This is a genomic window from Pseudoalteromonas sp. C12FD-1, from assembly GCF_037414265.1.
In the GTDB taxonomy this organism is placed as follows: domain Bacteria; phylum Pseudomonadota; class Gammaproteobacteria; order Enterobacterales; family Alteromonadaceae; genus Pseudoalteromonas.
Map to the genome: position 1 here is coordinate 23,577 of NZ_JBBEVD010000035.1, position 26,244 is coordinate 49,820.

At 39.8% G+C, this 26,244-nt stretch carries 25 protein-coding genes and 1 tRNA gene; 10 read left to right on the forward strand and 16 right to left on the reverse strand.

All coding sequences use genetic code 11. The features are described from left to right. Window positions 1-610: 610 nt before the first annotated feature. Both proB and WDB87_RS02125 read left to right on the forward strand, forming a co-directional pair. Window positions 611-1,717, forward strand: a complete 1,107-nt coding sequence (gene proB / locus WDB87_RS02120; protein ID WP_286245450.1) for a glutamate 5-kinase — start codon at window positions 611-613, stop codon at window positions 1,715-1,717. Then, complete coding sequence (locus WDB87_RS02125; RefSeq protein WP_286245449.1) at window positions 1,714-2,961, forward strand: glutamate-5-semialdehyde dehydrogenase; 1,248 nt, start codon at window positions 1,714-1,716, stop codon at window positions 2,959-2,961. The genes proB and WDB87_RS02125 overlap by 4 nt, the downstream gene beginning before the upstream one ends. A gap of 46 nt (window positions 2,962-3,007) precedes the next feature. On the opposite strand, the gene WDB87_RS02130 is transcribed toward WDB87_RS02125, so the two are convergent. The 4 genes from WDB87_RS02130 to WDB87_RS02145 form a co-directional block, all read right to left on the reverse strand. Further along, complete coding sequence (locus WDB87_RS02130) at window positions 3,008-5,233, reverse strand: two-component system response regulator (RefSeq protein ID WP_337848876.1); 2,226 nt, start codon at window positions 5,231-5,233, stop codon at window positions 3,008-3,010. A 57-nt stretch (window positions 5,234-5,290) separates the two neighbouring features. Next, a complete protein-coding gene (locus tag WDB87_RS02135; protein ID WP_337848877.1) occupies window positions 5,291-8,509 on the reverse strand; it encodes an ATP-binding protein in 3,219 nt (1,072 codons plus the stop codon). Beyond that, window positions 8,509-9,771 carry an ABC transporter substrate-binding protein gene (locus WDB87_RS02140; RefSeq protein WP_337848878.1) on the reverse strand — a complete coding sequence of 421 codons (1,263 nt, stop codon included), beginning with the start codon at window positions 9,769-9,771 and terminating at the stop codon, window positions 8,509-8,511. The genes WDB87_RS02135 and WDB87_RS02140 overlap by 1 nt, the downstream gene beginning before the upstream one ends. Before the next feature lie 154 nt (window positions 9,772-9,925). Further along, a tRNA-Ala gene (locus WDB87_RS02145) sits at window positions 9,926-10,001 on the reverse strand. A gap of 164 nt (window positions 10,002-10,165) precedes the next feature. Here WDB87_RS02145 and WDB87_RS02150 point away from each other — a divergent pair. After that, window positions 10,166-10,567: a hypothetical protein gene (locus tag WDB87_RS02150; protein ID WP_024031465.1), complete on the forward strand. Its 402-nt coding sequence runs from the start codon at window positions 10,166-10,168 to the stop codon at window positions 10,565-10,567. Window position 10,568: 1 nt separating this feature from the next. Further along, on the forward strand, window positions 10,569-11,069 hold the full coding sequence (locus WDB87_RS02155; protein ID WP_286245445.1) for a prolyl-tRNA synthetase associated domain-containing protein: 501 nt from the start codon (window positions 10,569-10,571) through the stop codon (window positions 11,067-11,069). Here the strand turns inward: WDB87_RS02155 and WDB87_RS02160 are convergent. Further along, window positions 11,036-12,181: an MFS transporter gene (locus WDB87_RS02160; protein ID WP_286245444.1), complete on the reverse strand. Its 1,146-nt coding sequence runs from the start codon at window positions 12,179-12,181 to the stop codon at window positions 11,036-11,038. The two genes, WDB87_RS02155 and WDB87_RS02160, sit on opposite strands and share 34 nt — an antisense overlap. A 199-nt stretch (window positions 12,182-12,380) precedes the next feature. On the opposite strand from WDB87_RS02160, the gene WDB87_RS02165 reads away from it, so the two are divergent. The 4 genes from WDB87_RS02165 to WDB87_RS02180 all read left to right on the forward strand — a co-directional run bounded on the left by WDB87_RS02165 (window position 12,381) and on the right by WDB87_RS02180 (window position 15,539). After that, the gene (locus WDB87_RS02165) at window positions 12,381-12,920 is read left to right on the forward strand and encodes a DUF2058 domain-containing protein (RefSeq protein ID WP_004587650.1); all 540 of its coding nucleotides are present in this window, start codon (window positions 12,381-12,383) and stop codon (window positions 12,918-12,920) included. A gap of 160 nt (window positions 12,921-13,080) precedes the next feature. Further along, window positions 13,081-13,404 (forward strand): c-type cytochrome, encoded by a 324-nt coding sequence (locus tag WDB87_RS02170; RefSeq protein WP_286245443.1) that lies wholly within the window; start codon window positions 13,081-13,083, stop codon window positions 13,402-13,404. A gap of 166 nt (window positions 13,405-13,570) precedes the next feature. Further along, on the forward strand, window positions 13,571-14,338 hold the full coding sequence (locus tag WDB87_RS02175; RefSeq protein WP_055014674.1) for a class II aldolase/adducin family protein: 768 nt from the start codon (window positions 13,571-13,573) through the stop codon (window positions 14,336-14,338). A gap of 25 nt (window positions 14,339-14,363) precedes the next feature. Next, complete coding sequence (locus WDB87_RS02180) at window positions 14,364-15,539, forward strand: mandelate racemase/muconate lactonizing enzyme family protein (RefSeq protein WP_004587647.1); 1,176 nt, start codon at window positions 14,364-14,366, stop codon at window positions 15,537-15,539. 127 nt (window positions 15,540-15,666) lie between these two features. On the opposite strand, the gene WDB87_RS02185 is transcribed toward WDB87_RS02180, so the two are convergent. The 8 genes from WDB87_RS02185 to zapB all read right to left on the reverse strand — a co-directional run bounded on the left by WDB87_RS02185 (window position 15,667) and on the right by zapB (window position 21,385). After that, entirely contained in the window at window positions 15,667-16,038 is a 372-nt protein-coding gene (locus WDB87_RS02185) for a hypothetical protein (protein ID WP_337848879.1), read from the reverse strand. 52 nt (window positions 16,039-16,090) lie between these two features. Then, on the reverse strand, window positions 16,091-16,930 hold the full coding sequence (locus WDB87_RS02190; protein WP_337848880.1) for an amidohydrolase family protein: 840 nt from the start codon (window positions 16,928-16,930) through the stop codon (window positions 16,091-16,093). Between the two features lie 10 nt (window positions 16,931-16,940). Continuing rightward, a complete protein-coding gene (locus tag WDB87_RS02195) occupies window positions 16,941-17,669 on the reverse strand; it encodes an SDR family NAD(P)-dependent oxidoreductase (RefSeq protein ID WP_337848881.1) in 729 nt (242 codons plus the stop codon). A gap of 26 nt (window positions 17,670-17,695) precedes the next feature. Next, the gene (locus WDB87_RS02200) at window positions 17,696-18,184 is read right to left on the reverse strand and encodes an FKBP-type peptidyl-prolyl cis-trans isomerase (protein ID WP_337848882.1); all 489 of its coding nucleotides are present in this window, start codon (window positions 18,182-18,184) and stop codon (window positions 17,696-17,698) included. A gap of 68 nt (window positions 18,185-18,252) precedes the next feature. Beyond that, window positions 18,253-19,731, reverse strand: a complete 1,479-nt coding sequence (locus WDB87_RS02205) for a LysM peptidoglycan-binding domain-containing protein (RefSeq protein WP_337848910.1) — start codon at window positions 19,729-19,731, stop codon at window positions 18,253-18,255. A 36-nt stretch (window positions 19,732-19,767) separates the two neighbouring features. Continuing rightward, complete coding sequence (locus WDB87_RS02210; RefSeq protein ID WP_286245439.1) at window positions 19,768-20,790, reverse strand: MBL fold metallo-hydrolase; 1,023 nt, start codon at window positions 20,788-20,790, stop codon at window positions 19,768-19,770. Window positions 20,791-20,852: 62 nt separating this feature from the next. Continuing rightward, window positions 20,853-21,155 (reverse strand): cell division protein ZapA, encoded by a 303-nt coding sequence (locus WDB87_RS02215; RefSeq protein WP_004587640.1) that lies wholly within the window; start codon window positions 21,153-21,155, stop codon window positions 20,853-20,855. Next, window positions 21,155-21,385, reverse strand: a complete 231-nt coding sequence (gene zapB / locus WDB87_RS02220; protein WP_024031454.1) for a cell division protein ZapB — start codon at window positions 21,383-21,385, stop codon at window positions 21,155-21,157. Before zapB ends, WDB87_RS02215 begins: the two co-directional genes overlap by 1 nt. A gap of 238 nt (window positions 21,386-21,623) precedes the next feature. Here zapB and WDB87_RS02225 point away from each other — a divergent pair, with 238 nt between their 5' ends. Next, a complete protein-coding gene (locus WDB87_RS02225) occupies window positions 21,624-22,463 on the forward strand; it encodes a 23S rRNA (adenine(2030)-N(6))-methyltransferase RlmJ (RefSeq protein WP_337848883.1) in 840 nt (279 codons plus the stop codon). A gap of 43 nt (window positions 22,464-22,506) precedes the next feature. On the opposite strand, the gene WDB87_RS02230 is transcribed toward WDB87_RS02225, so the two are convergent. The 3 genes from WDB87_RS02230 to WDB87_RS02240 all read right to left on the reverse strand — a co-directional run bounded on the left by WDB87_RS02230 (window position 22,507) and on the right by WDB87_RS02240 (window position 24,817). After that, entirely contained in the window at window positions 22,507-23,322 is an 816-nt protein-coding gene (locus WDB87_RS02230; protein ID WP_337848884.1) for an META domain-containing protein, read from the reverse strand. A 115-nt stretch (window positions 23,323-23,437) separates the two neighbouring features. Continuing rightward, complete coding sequence (locus WDB87_RS02235) at window positions 23,438-24,004, reverse strand: PhnA domain-containing protein (RefSeq protein ID WP_337848885.1); 567 nt, start codon at window positions 24,002-24,004, stop codon at window positions 23,438-23,440. A 69-nt stretch (window positions 24,005-24,073) separates the two neighbouring features. Then, complete coding sequence (locus WDB87_RS02240; RefSeq protein WP_337848886.1) at window positions 24,074-24,817, reverse strand: substrate-binding periplasmic protein; 744 nt, start codon at window positions 24,815-24,817, stop codon at window positions 24,074-24,076. 160 nt (window positions 24,818-24,977) lie between these two features. Here WDB87_RS02240 and WDB87_RS02245 point away from each other — a divergent pair, with 160 nt between their 5' ends. Continuing rightward, a complete protein-coding gene (locus WDB87_RS02245; protein ID WP_337848887.1) occupies window positions 24,978-26,243 on the forward strand; it encodes an EAL and HDOD domain-containing protein in 1,266 nt (421 codons plus the stop codon). The last annotated feature ends 1 nt before the right edge of the window (window position 26,244 follow it).

A 26,244-nucleotide genomic window follows, 5' to 3' on the forward strand; every position in this document is an offset into this window, starting at 1 on the left:
ATTTTTAGCCTTGATCTTACCCATTGAAATGTCGTATTATATTTAGAGTTCAAATAATTAGTCATCTAAATATAATTTTGTAAAATAGCGCTATGTATTAATACTAGCGTCATATTTGCCCTGTAATAATAGACCTGTACGCTATTATTACCATTTATTAGTAGCTATCTTATTATTGAACATCTTGGTATGGTTTTTTCAAACAAGTTTATTTAAACAATTAAGTAAATAAATGTTTGAGTTGAACTATTACTTTCAATGTTTAGCTCCCATCGTGGCGGCTAAATCTCGGTCCTTAAGTCATCACCCTATCTGTTGGTGTATCTGACTTTAGAGGCTCTATGTATGTTGTTAACAAAAAGGCCGCACACAGCTTTTTACAGCGATACATAAACAACACTTTTTATTTTTATATTTAATAGACCTCCATTTAATTTGGTTGGTGCTGTTTCATGTCTTTACAAATCTAAAAGCAATTTTAGGTCGTGTACTTGCGTGCGTTTAAAAAGTGTATAAACAAATAACCTATTCGAAATTGCGTGTTTTTACGCAATTACCTAGTTTTAGTTCACACTATGTGAATGCAGATAAAATGGAAAGTTGAGATTTTATGCAAAAGTTAAATTGGCGTCGTATTGTTTTAAAAGTAGGTAGTGCTTTAATTGCTCCTGATCAGGATGGGTGCCGTTCACGCTACTTATTAACCATTGCGCAATTTATTGTTCGCTGTCGTGCTCGTGGTATTGAAGTTATTTTAGTATCTTCTGGCTCAGTAGCTGCAGGCTCACACTTATTCCCATCTGATATTCCACGTTCAGTTGTGATGAAAAAAGCGATGGCAGCAGCAGGTCAAACTGAAATGATGGCCATGTGGGATCGCTTTTTCGATTTTCCTTCAGCGCAATTATTATTAACCCATGGCGATTTACGTGACCGTGAGCGCTATGAAAGTATTCGCGAAACAATTTTTACTTTGTTAGAGCATGGTGTATTACCTATCATTAACGAAAATGATGCTGTCACAACCGATGATTTAAAAGTCGGTGACAACGATAATTTATCAGCCATGGTAGCGGCGGCCGCTGATGCCGACGCATTGATGATTTTTTCTGATGTAGATGGGCTATATGATAAAAACCCAAACCTTCATGATGATGCAGTTTTACTGCCTGAAATAAAATCAATTGATGAGTCTATTTATGCTATGGCAGGATGTGCTACGAGTGCTGTTGGTACTGGTGGTATGAAAACCAAAATTGAAGCGGCTGAAAAAGCAACGTCTCATGGTATTGCCACTTATATTATTAATGGCTTTAAAGAAGAAACCTTTAATAGATTACTAGCCGGTGAAAACCCTGGTAGTGTTTTTCTTCCTTACGAAAAACCAATGCAAGAAGCTGTGCACTGGATGACGCATACAGCCAATGAGCAAGGTGAAGTAGTGGTCGATGGCTCGTTTGATGAGTCGCTTGAGGGTGAAAACGGTTGCATACGTGGCGACGAAATAATGGAAGTTCATGGTGAGTTTGCCATCGGTGATACCATTTTAGTTAGAAGCGAGGATGGCACACGTTTAGCAAAAGCCACCGCAAATTATAGTAGTTGCTTGTTAAGCTTTATTGCAGATAACGAGCAAAGTGAATTTAGTGAAAAAATGCAGGATTCTATTGGTCCTGTAATTTCAGAAAAAGATATCGCATTATTGGAGAAGTCATGAGTTTGATTACGGATATTTCACGCCAGGCAGCAAAAGCTGCAAACACACTTGCTTTACTCGACACCGAGACCAAAAACCAAGTGTTAACCGAAATGGCGGCAGCATTACGCGCAGAAAAAGCATTTATAATTAAAGAAAACGAAAGTGATTTAAGCGCAGCACGCGATAACAACTTAGCCGCTTCGATGATCGACCGCCTAACGCTTAATGAAGAGCGCATTGAAGCAATGGCAGAGGGTATTGAAGTTATCGTAAGTTTAGATGACCCAGTCGGTCAACTACGCGATATTACAGAGCGCCCAAATGGCATTAAAATACGTAAAATGCGTGTGCCATTAGGTGTTGTATGTATGATTTATGAAGCGCGTCCTAACGTAACTGCGGATGCAGGGGCATTGTGTTTTAAATCGGGCAATGGTGTTATTTTACGCGGCGGCAAAGAAGCTCTTAAAAGCTCGCAAGCCATTGCGAGTGTCATGCACGGTGTACTTGAAAAACATAACTTACCTAAAGCGCTGATCTCAGTTATTCCTGATCCAGACCGTGCTTTGCTTATGGAGCTAATGCAGCAACGTGAAAGTATAGATTTAATCATCCCACGTGGCGGCGAAGGGTTAATTAACTTTGTTACAGAAAACAGTACTATTCCTGTTATTCAGCACTTTAAAGGTGTGTGTCATTTATATGTAGATAAAGATGCCGACTTAGAGGTTGCACTTAATTTACTATTAAATGGTAAAACACAGCGTACAGGTGTATGTAATGCTCTTGAGGGGCTGGTGGTTCACCAAGACATTGCTGATGAATTTTTAAATTTATGTGCCGTTGTATTGCGTCAAGAAGGTGTGAAAATTAATGCAGATGAGCAGGCTGCAAAATACTTCGATAACGCAACAGTACTTGCAGATACCGAATTTGGTGAAGAATACTTAGATTTAGAAATTGCTATTCGTGTGGTACCAAGCTTTAGTGCCGCTGTGGATCATATTGCTCAATTTGGTTCAAACCACACTGAGGTTATTTGTACTAAAAACGATACCGCGGCTGAGCTTTTTCAACGCAGTGTGGATGCATCGGTAGTGATGGTAAATGCTTCATCGCGTTTTTCAGATGGCTCGCAATTAGGTTTAGGTGCCGAAATTGGTATAGCTACAACTAAGCTACATGCTTATGGTCCTATGGGTCTTGAGTCTCTTACAACTGAAAAGTATTTAGTTAATGGCGAAGGCCAAGTACGTAAGTAATACACTTTACATATAAAAAACGCCGATTATTTAATCGGCGTTTTTTTTATGCATTTTGCAAAGTATGGTCTAGTTTTTCTAACCAGCTTTCTAATGGCTCTGGCCGGTGCAAATGGTACCCTTGTAGGATAACCTCAGGGTACTCTTGTAATAAGTCAAAGTGCGATTGATTTTCCACTCCCTCCGCTACCACTTCTAATTGAAACAACCTGCCAAGGCTCACAATCATATCAATAATTAATTTATCGTTGTTATCAGTGGGGGCTTCAAGTACAAATGAGCGATCTATTTTTAGCTCATGAATAGGTAACTGTTTTAAGTAGGTTAAACTTGAGTAGCCCGTGCCAAAGTCATCAATAGATACACGCACGCCCAATTTTTTTAGGTAGTGTACGGCTTCAATGGCGGCTTCCATGTGATTAAGTAGTGTACCCTCTATTATTTCTATAGTGAGTTGCTGAGGATTAATACCAGCACTTTTAATTTGCTCGCTTATAAAGTTTAAAAATCGTGGCTCATGAAAATGCCGACCGCTTATATTTACCGAAATATTTAAATTAGGGTGGCTGTATTTAAGCTTTGTAAGTAAATTAAGTGCATTAATAGTAACCCAGCAATCTAACTCAAAAATAACATCAGATTCTTCAGCTATTGAAATAAACTCACAGGGGCTTATAAACCCTTTTTGAGGGTGATTCCAGCGCAGCAGTATTTCTGCGCCATTTAATGTTTGATTACTATCAAATTGCGACTGCAAAAATATCGATAGCTCGTTGTGGGGAATGGCTTTTCTTAAGTCTTGCTCTATTTCAAAGCGCCGCTTAGCCTGCTCGCCAAAAGAAGTGTCAAAAAAAGTTACTCTATTACCGCCTTTTTCCTTAGCCTTATAACAGGCCGCCTCACAATTTCTAATAGTTTCGATTGCACTTTCCCATACATCTTCACGCGGGAAGATATAAGTACCAATGCTAATTGTTAAGCTAACTTCTTGCCCATCAACTTCAAAAGGGTGATTAACTGCGTTTAAAAGTTCTTGTGCTTTGTTTTCAGCGATTGATTGCGCCCGTGCACGCCCAACTCCTTTATCTAGGCTACACAAAGCCGCAAATTCATCACTGCCTAAGCGTGCAATAATATCTTTTTTATCTACATTGGCACGAATACGTTGAGCCAATTCCTTTAAAATATTATCCCCCGCTAATAGCCCTAGGCCATCATTAATTGAGTGAAAGCTGTCAATGTCGATAATATAGATATAAGCGTAGGTTTTATCGCTACTACAATCTTGTAGTTGTTGTTCTAATTGTTTTAAAAAGCCATTTCGGTTAGGTAACTTAGTTAACTCATCATGCCACGTTAAGTAATCTATTCGTTCTTGTGTTACTTTTACGCTCGAAATATCACTAAACACGCCAATATAGTGAATGTTGGTATCTTGTTCGCTTTTAACCATGCTAAGTGTTAAAAGCTCTGGATATAGCTCGCCATTTTTTCGTCTAGTGATAAGCTCGCCGCTCCAGTAACCGGCTTCGTTTGCGTGTTTCCACACTTCATCAAAGCTAATACTAGGGTGATTATTTTGTTTAATTTCTTTTAAATCCATTTCCAGCGATTCGGCTTCACAATAGCCTGTAATTCTACAAAATGATGGATTAACAGCGATAATTTTTCCGTCGCTATTAGTAATAACAACACCATCAGCTGTGCTGGTAAGTGCTTGGTAAAATAACTTTTGCTTAGATGATAGTTGCTTTAACTCTTCCTCGCGTTGGCTTAATTCTTTTGCAAGAGCCTCTATTTCTAATAATTTGTCATGTAAGTCAAAGTTTTTTTCAATAAGCCTGTCTAGCATACCTTGCGCAGTAATGTGTGTGCGCACACGGGCTCTAACTAAAGCTAATTTATAAGGTTTATGAATATAATCAATGGCACCCATTGCAAAGCCCTTTTCTTCAGACTCCTCTTCTGTAAGTGCGGTAACAAAAACTATGGGGATCCCTTTAGTATTTTGTTTAGCTTTTAAAATTTTACAAACTTCGTAGCCATCCATACCGGGCATCATGATATCGAGCAAAATTAAATCAGGGCGAGTGGATTCAACAAATATAAGCGCTTGTTCACCACTTGTTGAGATGCGCACATCGTAGTCTGCAAGCAGGCCTTCAACTAATACATGAAGGTTACTTGGTTCGTCGTCAACTATGAGAATCAAAGGCTTTCGCGGATGATTTACTACAGGTTCATTTTTGTTAGCGAGAAAGGTTGAATGCACACTAAGTCCTTATTCTTTAATTACCTCTTAAAGTTAGTTTATAGTTGCCATAATTGTCTAGTTTTTATAGCTATTTTTGTATTTATCAATCAGTTTAATCACCAAGGTGTAATTAAAGTTATCTATTGCTTCTTTGAGCTCAAATAATGGGTGCTGGTGGGGAAATTGTTTAAGTTCAACTTCTCTAATTAATTCGCTAGAAATAGGGCGAGCAGATAAGGCTAAAGTATAAATATCATCTATGAATGTACTTTGCGGGGCGCAGCTTGTTGCACTATCAAGGGGGTGTGAAAAGGTGTGTGTAACAAGAAACTGCCGTGCAGCATACAATGCGAGTGTAAGCTGATCGTTAAACTCAGTTAAATCAACAGCAGTTTTATTTGCTAGCGCGAGTTCGGCTTTTTGGGCACTTTGCTCTAGTAGTTCTAAACCTAATGTACCAGCCAGCCCTTTTAAGCTATGCATTGCCCTAGATAGGCTTTTAAATTCATTATTAGTAAGGCAAGAGTCTACAACATCTATAAAGTTACTATAGTCATCATTAAACTTGGAAAATACGGTATTAATTAACTCGCTATTGTTATCAAGGTTATCCATTGCCAGTGCTAAATTTAAAGTGCTTAGTGTGTGAATTTTCTTTATATGCTTTTCTATCGACTGGTGAAGTGCGTCAAATAACAGTGGCTTTACTAAGTAGTCGTCCATTCCAGCTCTAATAGCGGCTTTTTTATCACTGGAAAATGCTGCAGCGGTAACAGCTATAATGGGCGTTATATAACCTCGCTGACGAAGTATTCGTGTTGCCTCTAAACCATCCATTACGGGCATTTGAATATCCATAAATATTATATCCACATCATACTTACCTACGCACTCTAATGCTTCTTTGCCATCATTCGCAGAGATAACGGTCATATTCATTTTACTAAGAAGGGCTTCTATAATTTCTAGGTTAATAGGGTTGTCATCTGCTACTAAGGCAGTGTAGCCAGTATATTGCGGATAGCTATCACCAGGAGGTAAATTACTAGTGCTGGCTAGCAGCAAGCGCATTAATTGTGATTCAGTATGCCTATTACCTATGGTAATAATATCAATATACTCGCTATCAGGCAGTGCTGGTGGCTGCTCTTGGTCACTAATTAAAAGAATAAGTAGGAGTTTGTGTTTGTTTCTTTGTTTTTGTAAATAAAGCTGCTGTAAAATAAAATTATCTTTTAACTCTTCATGCGGCAAAGCAATAAGCACAATATTAAAAGGACTGCTAGGTTGAGACATTTTTGCAATTGCACGAAGCGGTTCTTGGGTATTTTCTGCAGTAATATCGGCGTTACTTAACAATTTAGTTAGCGACTTTATCTGATTTTTATCAGGACTTATAAGTAATGCATGTTTTTTAAGTGCTTCTTGACTCGTCATTTTAAACGGGAGTGTAAAATAAAATTCGCTCCCTTGGTTTGGTGTGCTTCTTACTTGTATTTCGCCGCCTAGTAACTTAGTAAGCTGTTTACAAATAGTTAAACCTAATCCAGTGCCGCCATATTTACGGGTTGTGCTCGAGTCGCCTTGGTAAAACGAGTCAAAAATGGATTCGGTTTGCTCTGGCGTCATGCCTATGCCTGTGTCTTTTATACCAAAACGTAACTGTATATTTTGCTTATCTTGTGTGATGGCCTCAATAGTGATTGTTACTTCACCGCGCTCTGTGAATTTAATAGCATTACCCACACAATTATTGATGATTTGGCTTAAATAAAGCGGATCGCCAAGCAATTCGAGCCCTGCATCAACATGCAGTACAAAATTAAGATGTAACCCTTTTTGTTTAGCGTTGACCGAGAATAAGTTTTTAACATTAGAAACCACGGTATGCAAAGTAAAAGGAATTGATTCAAGCTTTACTTTGTCAGACTCAAGCTTTGAAAAATCGAGCACGTTATTAAGAATTTGCAGTAAGTTTTGAGCGCTTGAAAAGGCTTTATCTGCATAGTGTTTTTGCTTTGCTGGGAGGGCGCTGCTCTGCAATAACTGTAGCATTCCTAAAATACCATTCATTGGCGTGCGTAGCTCATGGCTCATATTAGCAACAAAGTCGCCTTTTGCTTGGTTAGCATTTTTCGCTTGAGTCATGGCAACAGTCAGTTCCTTGTTCATTAATTCCATTTTAGTATTAAGTGCTTGAGTTTCAGCTAACAATGCTTTTGTTTGTTTATTTTTTAAATACAGTGCATTGGCTGCAGTAATAACTGAATTAATTTCATTTTGATGGTGCTTATTACTAGTAAGTGTAACTTGTTTTTCATTGCTCATGTCTTTGAGCAGTTTGGTTAATTGCGCTATAGGCTTAATAACAGAGTTAAAAATAAAAAAGGTGATTAACGTGATAATTATAGTAATTAAAGCTGCAAAAATGTTTGCCATTTCTGTGCTTTTTAGCACGTGTTCTCGTAGTTGCTGCTCAGTCTGAGTGAGCTTTTGCTTCTCTATATCTCTGATTTTTTTGGCTAGATAAAGTAGCTCGTTTTCTATTCCCGTTAAAACTACATTTATCGAAAACGTATAACTGCGCGTTAAAATAACTAATTGGCTATACGCTTGCTCAAGCTCGTCAGTATTATTAACTAGGTTAATATTAGTGGCTTCAATACTTGCAAGTAGGGTATTTAAGTGTGCTAGGTTATCTTGCACATTTTGTGCTTCATCATAATTTGGCTTGTGTAAGTAATTGCTTGCTGCTTGTTCTATATTGCTAATAGTTAAAAGGGTATTCACTATTTTATTTTGCTGGCTGGTCAGCGTGTTTTTTTTAAGTTCATTAAGTTGTGCTTTTAACGCTTCAATAGGCTGTTTGAACTGCGAAACATACAGCTGCTCTCGTTTGGTTCTATTAATGACTACGCGATTAAATGTATCGTGATAATTTTTTAAGTAATCATTAAGCCGCTTTATTTTGTTTTGATAGCTTTCATCATGATCATTGAGATGTGTACTTAGCGTGTCTAAATCCATTTTTGCAGCATATAAGTGCATATTAAGTTTATCAATGGTATTGCTATTGGCATGATCTAGATAAGCAATGGCCTGGCTTTGTAAGGAGATCACATCATTTTCTAAACGGATAACAGACTCGCTTTGTAATAATGCTTTATGCTGCGCATTTTGTAGCTCAAAAAGGACTTTTTGCGAATAATTAAATAAGTAGCTTTGCAAAATTAATAAGGTAATTAATGCGCATAAGGCAATTATAATTTTTGATTTTATTGAATGGGTTATCATTATCTACTTATTAACTCATACCATTTTTGCAAACTGTAGTCGTAAGTCGGCATTACGCTATTCCAAACTGCAACATTGCTTAAACGTTTTAAATAGCTTCCGCCATTGCGCTGTTCACCGGTTTTTACTGCGACCTGTTTTTGGGTATTTAGTAAGTCAACCTTAGTGGGCTTTCCTAAGTACCAGTAATCCCACTCGCTTGGTGAAAGCATTGCTTTTGAGCGCTGTGGGTTACTAATGTAATACCCTTGACGAGCAATAAATGCACCCGCCCACCCCGAGAGCCACCAGTTCATATAATCGTAGGCGGCATCTTTTTGGTTATTATTAACCTGCGATGATAAACACATTACCCCATGCCAGCCTCGGTAGCCCTCTTTTGGGGCAGCAAACCTCACGTTAACATTTTGACTATTGAGAGCGGCCACAGCAGGGGAAAACATACTTTCTATGTGTACGCGTTGGCTTTTCATAAATTCAACTGACTCAGGCACGGAGTTCCAATAACCTGCAAAATGTCCTTGGCGTTTATAGTCAATTAAAATGCTAAATAAACGGTCAAGCTCGGAGCGAGTAATTGCACCAATATCTTTAAATGTGATTAAATCTTTGCTTTGTGCTGCCAAAGCAAGGTCGAATAAGCCAATGGTAGGCGCATTTACAATGCCCACTTTACCTCGGTGGGCATCGTCAAGTAACCAGCCCCAGCTTTCAGTTTCGTAGGCAATACCGGGCTTGATCTTAGCTGTGTTATAACCAAAAGAATCCACATTATGCACATAAGGTAAAAAGCTAATGTGATCGCTTTCGTTTGCGCTTAGTGTACCGTCCTCCTGTACATTGAGTAATTTATAAGGGGCGTCGCCAGCACCAAACTTTGCATCGGGAGTGAGTTTACCCGTTTTAGTAAGAGAATTTATTTCATTAAAATAGGTGAGTCGCTTTTTTTCTATGGGCTGAATAGACCCTGCTCTCCAAAGTACATTAATACTGTTTGACCATTGCTCGTATAAGTCGAATGAATCTGGTTCCATGGAGGCTTTTTGCAATACGGCAGCACTACCGGCAGGGAAGAATTCTATATTTATGCCTAAATCAAGCATTGCTTGTTTACGAATGGCTTCTTGTAGCGTGACATGGGTTCCTAAGACTCTTAGGGTTACTTTTTTTCGGGCAAACACATAAGGAATATGGGTAACAACGCCCGTGGTTAAACCAATAATAGCGAGCTTTTTTAACGTGGTGCGTCTAGGGGAATCCATTGTTTAAGCCAAAAGTATGATTACTACAGATGAGGTAATTTATAGTCAACAAAAACTAAACAAACAAGGAATGAGCAAATATAAAAGTTATTGTGTAGAAGATAAAAGAATAATAAAACGATGAAAAGTAGGAAGTAATAGAAGAGTAGGAAAGTGGTGGAGCTAAGCAGGATCGAACTGCTGACCTCCTGCGTGCAAGGCAGGCGCTCTCCCAGCTGAGCTATAGCCCCACATTCCTAAATTACATAGTTGTAATTGCTTGGCTGCTGAGTTCCAAGCGGGGTGAACTTTAAATATTTTTATAAAATTGGTCAAGTATTTTTTAGCAATATTTAACTGTTATCGTTTATTTTTGATAGACTCATGCAAAATACCTCGCGAAACGACAAAAACAATGAAAAAAAGTATCTGTATACTTGCTTTGCTACTTGCTGGCTGTGCAAGTAATGAAGCGCCTCCTTATGAAATAAATAACAAGCAGTTTTATGAGAACGTGGATGAGCAAGGTAACAAAATATTTGCTTATGTTGTATCGGTGAAGGCTGAGCATCGCAGTAACATAAACTTAAATAACGGCGGGCGAGGCGAAAAAAGACCGAGCCGCTCTGATGTAAAGCGTTACATAGAACAAGAACACTTCGAAGACTCTAGTGTGTTAAAACTTAAGCTTGAGGATGAAGCGGTCAGGTTTTTAAACGAAACTCTCAGTGAAAATAACTATTGTGAAAATAAACACGAAATTACACAAGTGCTATGGCGTGACTTAAGTGTGCAGCTAAGAGGGCGTTGTTTGTAGTATGTTGGCCGATAAAGCAAAGCTTGCACAGTTGTTAGCGCAATTAGGTATAAATTACGATGTCATAGAGCACCCTGCGTTACACACCAGTTTAGATGCCGATGCATTGATGGTGGAGCGCCCAGGTACACGACTTAAAAATTTGTTTTTGCGTGATAACGAAGGCAAAAAGCACTTTTTAGTAATTACCGCACACGACAAACAGCTTGATTTAAAAGCCCTATCTAAGCAACAGGGGCTTTCTCGGTTGGGGTTTGCTTCTAGCGAGCGGTTAGCACGTTATTTAAAAGTAGTGCCCGGCTGCGTGTCTATGCTTGCCCTAGCAAACGATAAACAAAGTAACGTTACTTTGTGGCTTGATCAAGATATTTGGTTTAATGAGCTGTTTCATTGCCACCCGTTTGAAAACACCCAAACTTGGTTACTTACAAAAAATGATTTAAACACATTTTTTGAGCATACAGGGCATCAGCCTCGGGTCATGTTTTTACCTTCTCGATAGCCTAGGGTGACTAAGACTAAACCAATAAAACACACACTCAGTAAGCAAAGCATAAATGCAGTTTGCCCTGAGTGTTGATAAACAATACCTGGTAATAACGAGCCCAGCGCCCCGCCACTATAATAAAACGATACATACCCGCCATTCGTTACACTTGCAGGTGCTTTGCTAATCTTGTTAACGAGCGGAGCTGCACTTGAGTGAATAACAAACATAGCAGCACAAAATATTGTAAATGCGATTAAAAACACACTCAGTTGCTGGCTTATAAGTAACACAATGCTTAAGTTATACACGATAAAAACCGCAGCAAGTAAATACCAAGGCGAAGGCGCTTTTTTAGCAAGCCAAGGTGTTGCAATAGAGGCTAAAGCACCAATTAAATAACCGCTGTACACTAAACCTATATCGCGGGTATTTGTAATTAAAAAGGTGTTTTGCAAAATAAAGGGTAGGTAATTTAATAAGGCCGCAAAGCAAAAAAACATACAAAAAACGGCACCATACAATTTTAGTACTGCCGCATCTTTTAGCTGTTTAATATACGTTAGCGGTGTAAGTGCTGATTGATTAGATACCACAAAGCGCGTGGGCTTTATACTGATAGCTAGGCCAATAAGCACAATGGATATAACATAATAAAAACTTTGCCAATACCATACATCACTAAATAAAGCAGCTAATACTCGGCCAAAGTAACCCCCAGCTATGGTACTGCCTATGTATAAGGTCATATTTTTTTGTAAGGTATCTGCGCTATAACGTATACCAATGTAGCTTGTCATCGCGGTAAGTGCGGCGGGTAAGGTTAAGCCTTGTATAAAGCGTACTAAAAGTAATAGCTCAAAACTTGGTGCCACTGTAAACAGTATGCAGCTCACACCTAAAATAAACATAGCGATACGTAAAATAATAAGTGGGTTTTGCTTGGCTAAAAATAGCCCATAAATAAAAGGAGCTATTGCTAAAGGCAACATGGTTACACTCATTAAACTGCCGGCGAGCGCAGGAGACACGTTAAATTCGCTAGCAAATAAGCTCAATAAAGGTTGAGGTGCGTACAGTACAAAAAATATAAACACCGAGCAAATAAGTAAGTGAGCAAAGCGCATTTTAAGGCTTAAAATATAAGCTGATAAGTTAGCCAAAGTATATGAAAAATGGCTTATATTTCACAGCTTAAATCATCAACAATTGCGCTAAATCAAAATGTATATTCAGCCCTTTGCTAGATTAATGCTAATAGCACTGTTATTTGTACTCGTTGGTGATTAAAATAAACCTAATATAAGTTTTTAGTGGAACAAAGCCATGGGTTCATTACAAGACCAATTGCTGCAAGCAGGGTTAACAACATCGCACAAAGCTAAAGTTGCTAAGTCAGAAAAACGTAAGCAACAAAAAAAGCAAAAAAAAGGGGCTACCAGTAACCCAAGCGATCTGCAAAAGCACATACAGCAAACTAAATTAGAGCAGCAAAAAAAGGCTGAGGAACTTAACCAGTCGCGCCAAGAAGAGCTTAAGCAACGTGAGCAAGTTGCTCGTGTTAAGCAAATACTTGAGCACCATAACCAAGACTCTATCCGCGGTGAGCGTACCTTTAATTTTACTTACGATAACAAAGTAAAAGGGATAGACGTAAACGAGAAAACCCAAAAAGCGTTATCGGGTGGTCGTTTAGCTATTTGTGTACTGGAAGGGCAATTTTACGTACTCGATGATGAGCCGGCGCGTAAAGTCGCAGAAGTTGATGAAAAGTACATTGTTTTTCATGTGGAACCTGAAAACAAACCAAAAGATGAAGACGACCCATATGCAGACTTTGAAGTACCAGATGATTTAGTATGGTAAGTGTCTGTTCAGTATTGTTTGCTAAAGTTAACAACAATGGCTGAAAACGTAGTCATGTTTGTTTGATCGCCTAACGTAAATTGATACGTATGCTTTTTACTAGATTGTTTACTACAATCAATAGACTATTTTCTAACCGTCAAAAAGAAGAGTGAATATAATGAGCAAGATGAAAGCACTAATAGTAGGCGCGGGTATTAGTTTAGCCGCAAGTTTTTCGTTTAACGCCGCCGCTGCTGATGGCGAAGCCCTTTACACCCAAAAAATGTGTCAAACATGCCACGGTGCAGAAGGTAAAGCACCTATTATGGGCGCATACCCTAAAATTAATGGTCAAAATAAAGACTATTTAGTTGCCCAAATGAAAGATATTAAATCGGGCGCGCGTAGCAATGGTATGACTGCTGCAATGAAAGCAATGATTGCAACGGTAACGGATGAAGAGTTTGAAGCCATTGCAGACTACCTTTCAAAGGTAAAATAAAGCACCGCGTTTAAAAACGTACTATCGTTTTAAATTAAAGCGCAGCGTAAACAGCCACACAATTGTGTGGCTGTTTTGTTTGTGTTTGCTATAAAATTAATACTGCTTTAGACTTCTAAACATCTATTCGTACTTGTGTTGTTGTACGTATTTTAAAAGGCTGATTATGATCGATTTACCCCAACTAGATTTAAAAAATAAAGTGTCGGAGCAAGAGTGGCAATTGCGCGTAGATTTAGCAGCGTGCTACCGATTAGTAGAGCATTTTCGTTGGGGGGATTTAATATACACGCATTTATCGGCACGTTTACCTGGCACTGATCACTACCTTGTAAATGCATTTGGCTTAACATTTGACGAAGTAACTGCATCAAACCTGGTGAAGGTTGATTTGCACGGCAATATTATTGACGATACTCCATTTAGTATTAACCCAGCGGGTTTTACTATTCATAGCGCCATTCATGAAGTACGTGAAGATGCTCATTGCGTTATTCACTTACATACCAAAGAAACCATTGCCGTTGCTACACAAAAAAATGGTTTATTGCCACTAAGCCAATACTCTATGTTTTCGCTCCCTTCACTGTCGTACCATGGCTATGAAGGGCTGGCTGTAAATGATGACGAGCGTAAGGTATTACAAGATGATTTAGGCAGTACCAATCATATGCTATTGGTAAATCATGGGGGCTTAACCGTAGGTCCAACCGTAGGCGATGCCTTTATGCGTTTTTATGACTTGCAACGCGCCTGCGAAATTCAGCTGGCATTACAAGCCAGCTCACAAGAGGTTATTCCCGTGCCGCAGCCGATTATCGACAATATTTATAACCAAGCTAATGTGGTACATAGCGGTAGCACAGGTGGGCAACTAGCGTGGCCTGCCATGCTGCGAAAAGCGTACCGACTTGATCCCAGTTTTGCACAATAGCCTGTGTGGCTAATAAGGAATTTTAATGAAAGTAAATCGCGTAGAAGTTTTTGATATTCATTGCCCAGAGCGTCCAGCCTGGACGCCGGTTTTCGTACGTATTCATACCGATGAAGGTATCAGTGGTGTAGGTGAGGCTGGGTTAGCTTACGATTTAGGCCACAGTGCAGCAGCGGCAATGATCAAAGAAATGGCTGATGCTTTTTTAATTGGGCACGACCCATTTCAAACCGAAAAGTTATGGTCGCGTATGTTACGCGAAAGCTTTTGGGGTTTAGGTGGCGGCCCTGTTGTTTATGCAGCAATGAGCGCCATAGATACAGCACTTTGGGATATAAAAGGTAAAGCACTTGGCTTACCGGTATATCAATTACTGGGCGGTAAAGTAAACGACAAGCTACGTACTTACGCATCGCAGCTACAGTTTGACTGGGATAGCGAATTTAAAGCGTTAGTACAACCGCAAGAATACGCAGAAGCAGCCTTAAAAGCGATTGGCGAAGGTTATGATGCAGTAAAAGTTGACCCTATCCAATACGATAAAGACGGCAATACGTATTACGACCGTACTAAAATAATTTCTCGTGGTGAAATGAAGCTATACCGTGCTCGTATGCAAGCTATACGTGAAGCAGTTGGTGATGAAGTGGATATTATTTTTGAATGCCACAGCTTACCTGGCGCGACCTCTGCTATACAAATTGGTGAAATAGCCGAAGAGTTTGATTGTATGTACTACGAGGAACCCGTTAACTACTTAAACCATTCTTTACATGCAAAAGTAGCCGATAAAGTGGCAGTGCCGATTGCTGGTGGTGAGCGTTTATACAATCGCTGGGGTGTGCGCCCCTATTTAGAAGATCAAAGCATTGATGTGCTTCAACCCGATATTGGTTTATGTGGTGGTTTTACTGAAACTAAAAAAGTATGTGACTACGCCGATATTTTTGATGTGCGTATTCAGGCGCATGTATGTGGTGGGCCTGTTGCTACTGCCGCATCGTTACATTTAGAGACCGCTATTCCTAACTTTTTGATTCATGAGCATCATACATATGCCATTAAAAAGTGGAACCGAGAGCTGTGCTTACAAGATCCACAGCCAAAAAATGGCTTTTTTGAAGTATCAGAAGAGCCAGGCTTAGGCATTGAATTGAATGATGAGATTGTAATGCGCTCGCAGCGTGTAGAAATTAAATAGCCTAAGCGTTATTTAAATACTATTGTCTAAAAGTAAAAGCCGGTAAGTGATAGCTCACTTACCGGCTTTTTTATAGCTGTATTACCATCACCAATATGAGCAATTATATTTGAATATTTTTATGGGATTAATTGGCAAGATTACTTGTACACGTAACGCCTTTTATCTCAGCGGTGGCTTTACTATCAAGGTGGCGTATATAGCAGCGACTATTGTTTATCATTAACTCGAATTGATCGGGAAAGTTAAGCTGTTGATTGGCTCTTATATCGCTACGGTTTGTGTTTTTAAGAGTAAAGGTACTGGTGTGAATAAACACATTGTCAGCAAGCGTGACATTTTTTATATGCATTAGGCGCTCTATAACACGCTCTACCGCTTGGCTATTTGGCTCGCTGAGTAAGGCATGGTGCAGCTTAGGGGTCGGCTGTGTGTTAGATGCGCAACCACTTAAAATAGTTAAAATGCCAAGGGCTGATAATCGCGAATGTAATGTCATAGTCATTGCCGCATTTACGTAAGTGGTTAAATTTAATATAGCTCAACACGCCCTACATATTATAAAAATACTTAGCATTTGCGTAGCTAAGGTTATGCCATATTGTATTTGTTTTACACAAAGCTTGATGGCTATGCCAAACATCATTATAGCTTGCGTTAATTTGGCAAACCGGAAAGTTACTCGCAAACATAATTCGCTGCTCGCCAAAGTACGAGAACATAGTTTCAAAGCAGTATTGTTGCTGTTGTAAATTTAACGCTAAAAGCTCAAAACCCGAAAACTTAATCGCTATATTATTGTGAGTACTTAGCATACGAATGCTTTGCTGCCAGTTATTAATATTATTAGGTAAGCCGCCATGGTTTATTATTATTTTTAGCTGAGGCAGCGCCTTAGCGTAACTAGCAAGCTGAGCGGCTACTGCAATATTTTCAAGCTCAAATTGCGCTTCATAATGTAGCCCTTGCTGGCAAAGGGTTTGCAAATTATTAAAGCAAGCGGGGTTTAATAATCGCTGTGCACCTGCGCCTTCGGTTATATCCCGTATGCCGATTAAATGCGGGTGGGCAAGGTCGTTTATTGCTTTTGCAAATTGCACAGGTACGCAATCTAACTGTGCGTAACTAATGGCTTTAAAGGGGAGCTTTTTTAAATGCGCCGTAAGCCAATTGAGTTCGTTAATGGGGGCGTTGTTATCAAAACCTGCCTCTATATGTACTATACCGGCGAGGGTAAAGTCACTGCTCTCTATTAGCTTTTTTTCGCAAATAGGCTGCTTTATTAGCTCTAAATTTGGCCATGCAGGTGGGTTTTCGCCTTGCAGCCAAGTATATTGCCCCCGGGTAAGGTTAAAAAAATGCACGTGGGGGTCAATAATTTTCAGGCTCATCGGCATATGCTCATTGTGTGGTATAGCCGCCATCAATACTTTGTAGACTACCGGTTATAAAACTTGCATCGTCACTTGCTAAAAAGCTAACTAACGCGGCAACTTCATTAGCTTGGCCTAAGCGGTTTAGTGGTTGAAGGCTTGCTTCTTCTGCTACTATATCGGCCTTATTAGCGCCGCTTTTTTTACAATAAGCATCTATCGCGTTATGAAACAGAGGGGTTTCTATTGTCCCTGGGCATACCGCATTCGCACGAATATTAAATTGGGCGTAGTCAAGTGCTGTGGTTTTTGCCATAGAAGCAAGAGCATGCTTTGTCAGGTTGTAGGCAAACGAGTTAGGTTTACCAATTATTGCCTGATCTGAGGCTATTAAAATAATGGCGCCATTGTTTTGCGCTTTCATACTTGGTAGTACACTTTGTACAGCCGCGTATGCGCCTTTAACGTTAAGTGCAAAAAGTGCATCGAGAGTTTCCTCATCGGTGTGCTCTATATTTGCACTTAAATGTTTACCGGCGTTAGAAACAAGTACATCTATGCGTGGGCTTTGTTTACAAATGGCCGTAATACATGCTTTTACAGCACTAACATTACTCACATCGCATTGGTGAAAAACCCCCAGCTCGCTGTACTCAATATCCAAGTTGTGTACCGTGTAGTCATTTTCAATAAAGCGTTTTACAACGGCTAATCCAATGCCTTTTGTACCGCCTGTAACAATAGCAACTTTAGACATACTTGCTCCTAATTTAAGGTGTGTGATTAGTGAGAATGACCGCAGCCGCCTTCAGCGTGAACATGGCCATGCGAAATCTCTTCACTGGTTGCTTCACGAACCGATACCACTTCTAAATCAAACGTTAGCGTTTTGCCTGCAAATGGGTGGTTTAAATCGCAATCTGCATTAAAGCGGCCTACTTTGACTAATGTTACCTGGTGTTGTCCTTGGTTTGATTGCACCATTGCAGTCATACCTGGTTTCCACACTTTTACATCGCCTTGTAGGTGCTTAAGCGGAATACGCTGAATTAAATCGTCAACGCGCTCACCGTATGACTCGCTAGGCTCAAGTGTTACGCTAAACTTATCGCCAGCTGCTTTGCCTTCAAGGGCTTTTTCTAAGCCAGGAAGCATGCCTTCGCTGCCATGAATATAGCTAAGCGGTGCGTGGTTTACACTGCTTTCTAGTTGCTCGCCCGCTTCGCTTAATGTGTAATGAAATTCAACTGCTGAATTTTTGCTAATTTGCATGCTTGTCTCTTTTACGTTTTTGAGTATGTTAAAGGGCGATTTTACGCGAATTGCCAAGCTTTATAAACTCAGCGTGGTTGAATAAGTGATTTTTGTAGATCTTGCAGTAAATCTTGTTTTGGCTGCGACTGCTTGGGTTTTTCTGCTTGGGGAATAAATAGCGTTAATTGCGTGCCTGGTTTTAAAATGCTTGATGCACTTAAATTGTTCCATTTAGCTAAATCACTGTGTGGTACTTCGTAAAGCTGACTAATGCTCCATAAACTATCGCCTTGTTTTACTTCATAGTCTATTTCTAGAGTGGGGATCACAACTTCTTGTGGCTCTAAATAAGGACTAATTTGATAATCTATAGTAAGCGATTTTGGGAGCGTTTTAGGCTGTCCAACCAGCAGCTTTTCACCTATGCCTATCATATTATTTTGTTTGCCATTGAGCTGCTTTAACGCGTTTACCGACATGCTAAAGCGCCGTGCAATGCTGTACAGCGTATCATTTTTTTTAACGATGTATTCACCTGCAAAATTCGACTTAAAAAATTGGCTTTTTAGCAGAGCCTCTTGGCCAATAGGTAAAAGCAATGAGTGGGGGCCATTAGGCGAGCTTTGATTTTTTAAATAACCCTGGTTAAGCGCGTGCAACTGTTTTGAGCCAACCCCAGAGAGTTTCGCTATGACCGAAAAATCAAACTGTTGGCCAACATTCATTTGCGTTGTTATTGGTTTATTAGCCAGTTTAGGGCGCTTAAAGCCTTTTTGTGGGTGTTTAACTAAGTAGCTTAGCGCTAATAGTTTAGGTACGTAGTCGGCGGTTTCTTTTGGTAGCTTTAAAGAAAAGTAATCGGTACTTTTACCGCGTTTTTTATTTCGCTCAATGGCTCGTTTCACTCGGCCTTCACCACTGTTATAAGCCGCTAGCGCATGTAGCCAATCGCCATCAAAGCGTTTGTGTAAATAGCTGAGGTATTCAAGTGCGGCATCGGTGGAAGCAAGTACATCTTGTCGACCGTCATACCACTGATCGGATTTAACCCCAAAATGGTGTGCTGTGGCCGCCACTAGCTGCCAAACGCCTACAGCTTGCTGCGATGAGGCAATGGTGGGTCTAAAATCACTTTCTACAAAAGGCAATAAAGCCAGCTCCATAGGCAGGCGCTTTTGCTCAATTTTTTTTACTATATGATACAAATAAGGCGCGGCGCGTTTATTTACAGTGGGTAAATAGTTGGGTTGTTTTAAATACCAGTTAATGCGCTTTTTTAAAGCGCGATTTTGATACACCGTAAAGTGTAGGTTGTTGGCAATATGCATCCATAGGTTTTCAGCTTTCGCGGGGCGTTTTTTTAAGATTGTTTTTTTTGCTTTTAGTGGCGGCGCAGGGTTGGCTTGCTGTAATTGTTTTGGCTCTACAGGCTCAAATTCAATTTGGTTTTCGTAGCTTGGCTCAAAATGGGTGAAAATCTGTGGTGCTTCAACAGGCTCTGCATTTTCTGTAGAGCGACAACCAAACATTAAAATACACACACAAATTAAACACAATCCGCGAATTATCATCTCTTTTAAAAATACCTTTATTTGTTAACACTATTCCGTGTGCTGAGTTAATTGGGCGCGCTTAAGCCCTGCTTGTAAAAATAACTGGCTCGATTTTGTATTGAGCGCCTCTTGTTTATATGGCGCTAAAATATCCGCAGGAAAACTCGCAGTAAGTTTCTCAAGCGTTTGTTTTTTATTGTTTTTAACGTGCGTTATTAAATTTGTTAAAAACAATAAAGGCTGCTCAAGTTGCTCTTTTTCAAGCGCCCCGCCGTGGCCGGGAAGTATTGTACGCAAATTAGGCTGATTAATATAGCGCTCAAGTAAGGCTTGCCAATTTTGCAGTTCGCCATGGCCTGGGTATGGTAACCAATCAACAATATCGCCACCAATCAGTACGCTGCCGTTGTTTGTAGTTAGGGTTAAGTCCCCATTAGTGTGCGCCAGCTCTGGGTCTATTTGAACCTTAAAGTTGCCTAAATCTATGGTTTTTTGTTGGCTAATAGCTGTGAGTGGTTTATTTAAGCTAAATGTTTTCCAGCGTAGAAAGCGTTGTTTTGCAAGGCTAAGCTTTTCTCGCCATTGTGTTTGCTCTTGCGCCGGCAGTGTGGCTAATCGTTGATAGCTCAGTTCAATGCTTTTTTCATACCCAGCGAGTTTGTCTTGGTAGGCTTTTTGGTAAATTGCAAAGTCATCTGCGACTTGTTTATGCACTATTAGCTGCGCTTTTGGGAAGGCGTTTTGTAATACGGCCATGCCGAGTAAATGGTCGTCATGAAAATGGGTCGCAACCAAATAACATAATGGGGTTTTAAGGTGCTTTTTTAATTGTTTTGCCAGTGCTTCAACAGCTGCAAAGTTTCCGCTTGCATCAACCATTAGCGCACATTGTTCGCCCTCTATGAGCACTTGGTTAGAGTCGTAAAAACGTAGCTTATCTTGTTGTTTTAAAAATTGCACATTCTCGTTTATTTGCTGCCAAGTAACCGCTGCCTGACTAGAGTAAGAAAATAGGCTAAGGGGGATAAAAAGGGCGATGATTATAGTTACTAAACGGGGCTTTAATATCATTGTGTGTCTCTGCGCAGCATTTATTTACCCTCATAATAAACAAAAAGCGCACGGGGCGCTTTTTATTTTTTTATTGGGTCACTCGCCAAGCATTGGCTGAGTTTATCAATGAGTTGATCTTGCTGCTGTTGCTCTACACTGGCATGCGTTTTAGCTTCTAGCAACTCGTGGCTGAGTGTAAGTGCTGCTAAAAGTATCGCTTGTTGTTCGTTGCGAACTGATGAGCGTTGCTTTGTTTGCTCAACCAAGTCATTTAAATTTTGTGCTGCTGCTATTAATGCATCTTCTTGCCCAACAGGGCATGCAAACTGCTGCTCTTTACCTAGCAACTCAACTGTGACCCGCTGGTTTTGCAGCTCAGACATTAGCTTGCCTGTTGTGCGCTTTGTAGTTTATCAAGTAAGCCAGTTAACGTAGAGCTAGCATCTTTTTGCTTTTCTTCGTTTTCAAGGGCTTCTAGTTGTAAAATTTCGTTTTCGTCACTTAATTTTGCATTTTGCTCTTTTAAGCTAGCAACATCTGTTTGTAATTGGTTGTTGCGTTCGATAAGTGAGTCGATCAGTTGTTCGAGTTGTTGAAGAGTTGTGTTGTTCATAAAGGCGCTCATATAACTGTAATTAATGTCATGCAAATGTAAAGCAAAGTGTGTTGTTTTGCCAGCATTTACGGTGGTTTTAGCACAATTTTATTGTTTATTAAGTGATAATTCAGGGTAGTGGCTTTTTTGTTCATAAATGGTTCACTTAACTGCTCGCTAAGCGGTGTATAGGTTGCCAAAATTCGGAGCTTGTGGTTCACTGCCGATATTAAATTGCGTATAGCGAAAATTAACAATGCTTAGTTACAGACACTCTTTTCATGCAGGTAATCCCGCCGATGTGCTTAAACATTTGGTACTTGCACAGGTACTTCAATACCAAACCATTAAAGATAAACCCCTCGATTACATTGATACTCACTCAGGTGCGGGGTTTTTTGAGTTAAGTTCATCTGATGCCCAAAAAACACAAGAATACAAAGAGGGCATAGCTAAGCTTTGGCAGCATAGCAGTGAGCACGAGGCGCTAAACGATTATATTGCATTAATTAAATCGTTTAATGGTGGGGACGAACTGGCGTTTTACCCTGGTTCGCCAAAAATTGCTGAGCATTACTTACGCCGCCAAGATAAAGGCTGGTTTTTTGAATTACACCCGCGCGATTTGCAGTTACTTGAGCAAAACATGCAAGGCAAGCGCTCGATTCGCGTTCGTGGCGAAAACGGTTTTGCCGGTTTAATAGGATTACTCCCGCCAGCTTCACGCCGTGCATGTGTGCTTATTGATCCGCCTTATGAGATAAAAGACGATTACGATACTGTAATTAGCACATTAGTTAAGGCGCATCAGCGTTTTGCTACTGGCACATATATGATTTGGTATCCCGTTGTTGATAGAGCGCGCATCAATAATATGGAGCAAGGGCTCATTGACTCAGGTATGCGTAATATTCAATTATTTGAGTTAGGTACACAAGCGGATACTGACGTACACGGTATGACGGCATCAGGTATGATTGTTATTAACCCGCCATGGAAATTAAAACAGACCATGGACAGCGTATTACCTGAGCTAGTTGAGCTTTTAAGTGACCCTAGCGGCTTTTATAGAAGCGAGCAGTTAGTCGACGAGTAACTGCTTGCCATTATGTAAAGTAAAAGCCCAGTTGGGCTTTTATTTAATTAAAATAAACCGCATTAAAGGTGGCAAGCGTGTTGCTACTGCTATCTTTTAACGCTAAAGACTCGCCTTCTATAGCCCACTTTTGCGTGTTATTGAGCATATTTAACATAGCCGCTTCTTGCTCCATGCTTTGTGAGCACATTTTTTTTGTACTTGCCAACTGGCTAAACGAAATTGAATGTTGATCTGTGCTATAGCTGCCACTGACGTTATTACACCCTAAAAAGCCGTTAACGCGGTTATCTTTATCAAATTGTATAAATGGCTCTTTTGTTCTTACACTGACTGTTTGTGCATTAATTGTTACGGCTTTCCAGTATGTGTTTGTAAGCGTTACATCACTCTTAGGTGCGATAACTTTTTCAAGCTCAATTTCGTGAAGAAAACCTGATTCGGCATTTTTAAAAGGGTTGTATTGCCTTGCGCTGGTATAGAGAACTTTGTCTTTATTAATGATTCTCGCTGTTAGGTTATAGCGGTGTTTATCAACAATGTTGTTGTTATCATAAGCAAGCTCCACGGTATAGGGTGGCGCTTTATTTATATCAACCACTTGTTGAGTAATTATTTCAGCTTTTACATCTGCTTTTGACACATCTGAGAGCGTTACAATCAGTTGTGAGCCAGGGCGCGGCATACTGCGATCTTTATAGCTCACTTGGGTGGTTAAGCCCATAACGCTTTTTTGTTGTGCTGTGGGTTGTGATTCATTCGTTGGTTTTTCACAGCCCGCTAATGCTAGTGCGCTTAGAGCTAATAAACTTAAGCCTGTAAATGTGCTTTTTTGACACTTAAATTGCTGCTTTGCCATACTTGTGCTCCTTATTCCTATATTGTGGGTAAGTGTAGGGGGGAGGAGCTTAATAATGGCTTAATTTTTTAAGACACAAAAAGGCGCTATTGCGCCTTAATATAATGCTTTAACGCTATTTTTTTACAAACTTTGTTAAAATTACAATACGTTGGCCGTCTACTCGCCCTTCAATGTGTTCAGGGTTATTTGTTAAACCTATATTACGTACTGCTGTGCCGCGTTTGGCGGTTAAGCTACTGCCTTTAACGTCTAAGTCTTTAATTAAAGTAACGGTATCGCCAGCTTGCAGCACTACGCCGTTACTGTCTACGTGTTTTATATCGTCATCTTCAGCAAGCGCTTTTTTGGCCCACGCTAGGGTATCTTCTTCTAGGTAAATCATATCTAGCGCATCTTGTGCCCAGCCATTATCAATAGCTAAACGCGTTAACATTCTGTAAGCCACCACTTGTACGGCAGGTGTTTGGCTCCACATGCTGTCGTTTAAACAATGCCAATGTGTTGGGGTAAGCTCGCTATTGTTTTCTATTTGATCTTTACAGGTTTGGCAGGTGTAAATGCATTTGTCAGAGTGGGTTTCGGTAACAGGAGGCACTTCGTAAACAGATAAGTGTTCGGTTGCGCTGCATAATTCACACTGGTTATTACTGCGCTCGATTAAGGCTTTTTCAATACTCATAAGGCGTTCTTATATAGGAAGGGGTTTACATTTGGCCGTATTATACCCTAGCTAAGCCAAGGGAGGATACTAATCCCTTAAATTTTGTGTGGGAATACTTTGCATATATTTATCTTCTACTTGCTTGATAAAGCCTTCTTTATTTAGAGTGTCAATTGCGATATTTATTGCTGGGAGTAAATCAGCATGCTTACTAATAAGCCTGATCCGCATTAAGCCGTATGAATGTTGAGCTCCAAAAGCAATTTCAATACCTAGCTTATTTGCCCAATATAAGGCCGGTAAGTCTCCAGCAATCGCAACATCTACACGGTTGAGATTTAAAGCGGTGATCAACTCTTTTTCAGAGGGAAAGTCTACACGGTTAAACTCTTTATCATTGTGATAATAATAACCCAAAACGGTGCCGACATTTTTATTTTGAAGGCTTGCTACAGTTTGCCATTGTTGAGTATTTTGGGCTGACGATATAATAGATTCGGATACTGATAATAATGGGTTGGAAAAAACATAATGCGAGTTTTTTCGCTCACTTTCAGGGAGCCAGCTGAGAGAGATTACATCAAAATCTATTAACCCATCGCTTAAATATTTAGTAATTCGCTTAGCGGGTAAGTCGACATGTTCAGCATTAATGTGCGCTGTTTTTAAAACCTGCTCAATAACTTCAGGTAAGATGCCAGGCAGCTTAGGGTTATTAGTTGAATAGGGGTAATGACTGCCCGATGCAGTAATATTATATTTCAATACGGGTTGGCTGTGCGCGACATCAGAAAAGCCTGTCAGCAGCAAGGCGAATGTAAGTAAAAACAACTTTAATAAATACAAATAGCTAACCTTTACTAAGCTTTTAATTTTGAGAGTTATGTAATGTTGCCGCGTTTGCAATGATTCTAGAATCTTCATAGCAGTTGAATTACAGTGTATAACCTAATTGTAATAAACAACATCAAATAAGATAGGTTTTTATTAAGTGAATCCCACAAATATTTTTCAGAACGGGCAAAAGCTAACGCAGTTTGTTGCAAGGCAACCTATTTTTGATGCACAGCAGAATGTGTTTGCCTATGAGCTACTTTATCGCGATTCAGCGCATAACGCATTTCCAGTGGGAACATCTGATGAGCAAGCAACCAGCCGTTTATTTTTTAATACACTGATGATGCTAGGGCCAGATAAACTTACAGCACATCATTTAGCGTTTATTAACCTCTCCTCAGCCACTATTTTAGAAAACTTTCCTAAATTATTAGTGCCGCAAAATTGCGTGTTAGAAATCGTTGAGCGTACGAACAAAATAGCTGAGGTAACTCAGCGCGTGAAAGCGCTCAAGCAACAGGGATACAAGTTTGCTTTAGATGATTACGATGGGGACGATAAGTGGGCGCCATTACTTGCACATGTTGATTACATCAAAATTGAAATGGACGATGTAATCATTAAAACCAATATGCGCATAAAAAAAATTAAACGCGCTAATTCGCATGTAAAAATTATTGTTGAGCGCATAGAAACTCATGCACAATTTCATTCGTTAAAACAAGCCGGTTGCGATTTATTTCAGGGTTACTTTTTTGCTCGACCAGAGATGATTACTTACAAAGATGTGGAGCCGGGTAAGGTGATTGTGTTTGATTTACTGCGCTTTACGGCAAAAGAATCTTTATGCTTTGATGAAATACAAAAGCAAGTAGCCAAAGATGTGGCTATTACAGCACGAGTATTGAAATTAGCGAACGCCCGTTCGGGCAGTACTAAATTAACCATTACCTCTATATCGCAAGCGGTTGTGTATTTAGGAGAGGATAGCATCAGGCAGCTAGTTCGCGTTTTAGCGCTGAGCGAATTAGGCGCCGATAAACCCACAGAACTCACAAAACTTGCCTTAACCAGAGCGCAGTTTATTGCGCTATTGTTAGGGCAAAACCATGCAGCACTGGTTGGTCAAGGCTATTTGGTTGGGCTGTTTTCGGTAATGGATGCAATTTTAGATACAGACCTTGAAGCTATTGTTAAAGAATTTTCGCTGGATAAAAGTATTGCCCAGGCATTATTAAACAATGAGGGCATTTTAGGGCAAAGCCTTGCGCTTATTAGGGCGTTTGAACTAGATGAAATGGATAAAATAGCGATACTAATGCCAGCAATAAACAGTGATTTGCATATAGGGCATATTTTTAATTATGTTCTTGATGCACTGTTGTATAGTGACGAAATTATTGAGGCTATTGCAGAGTAAA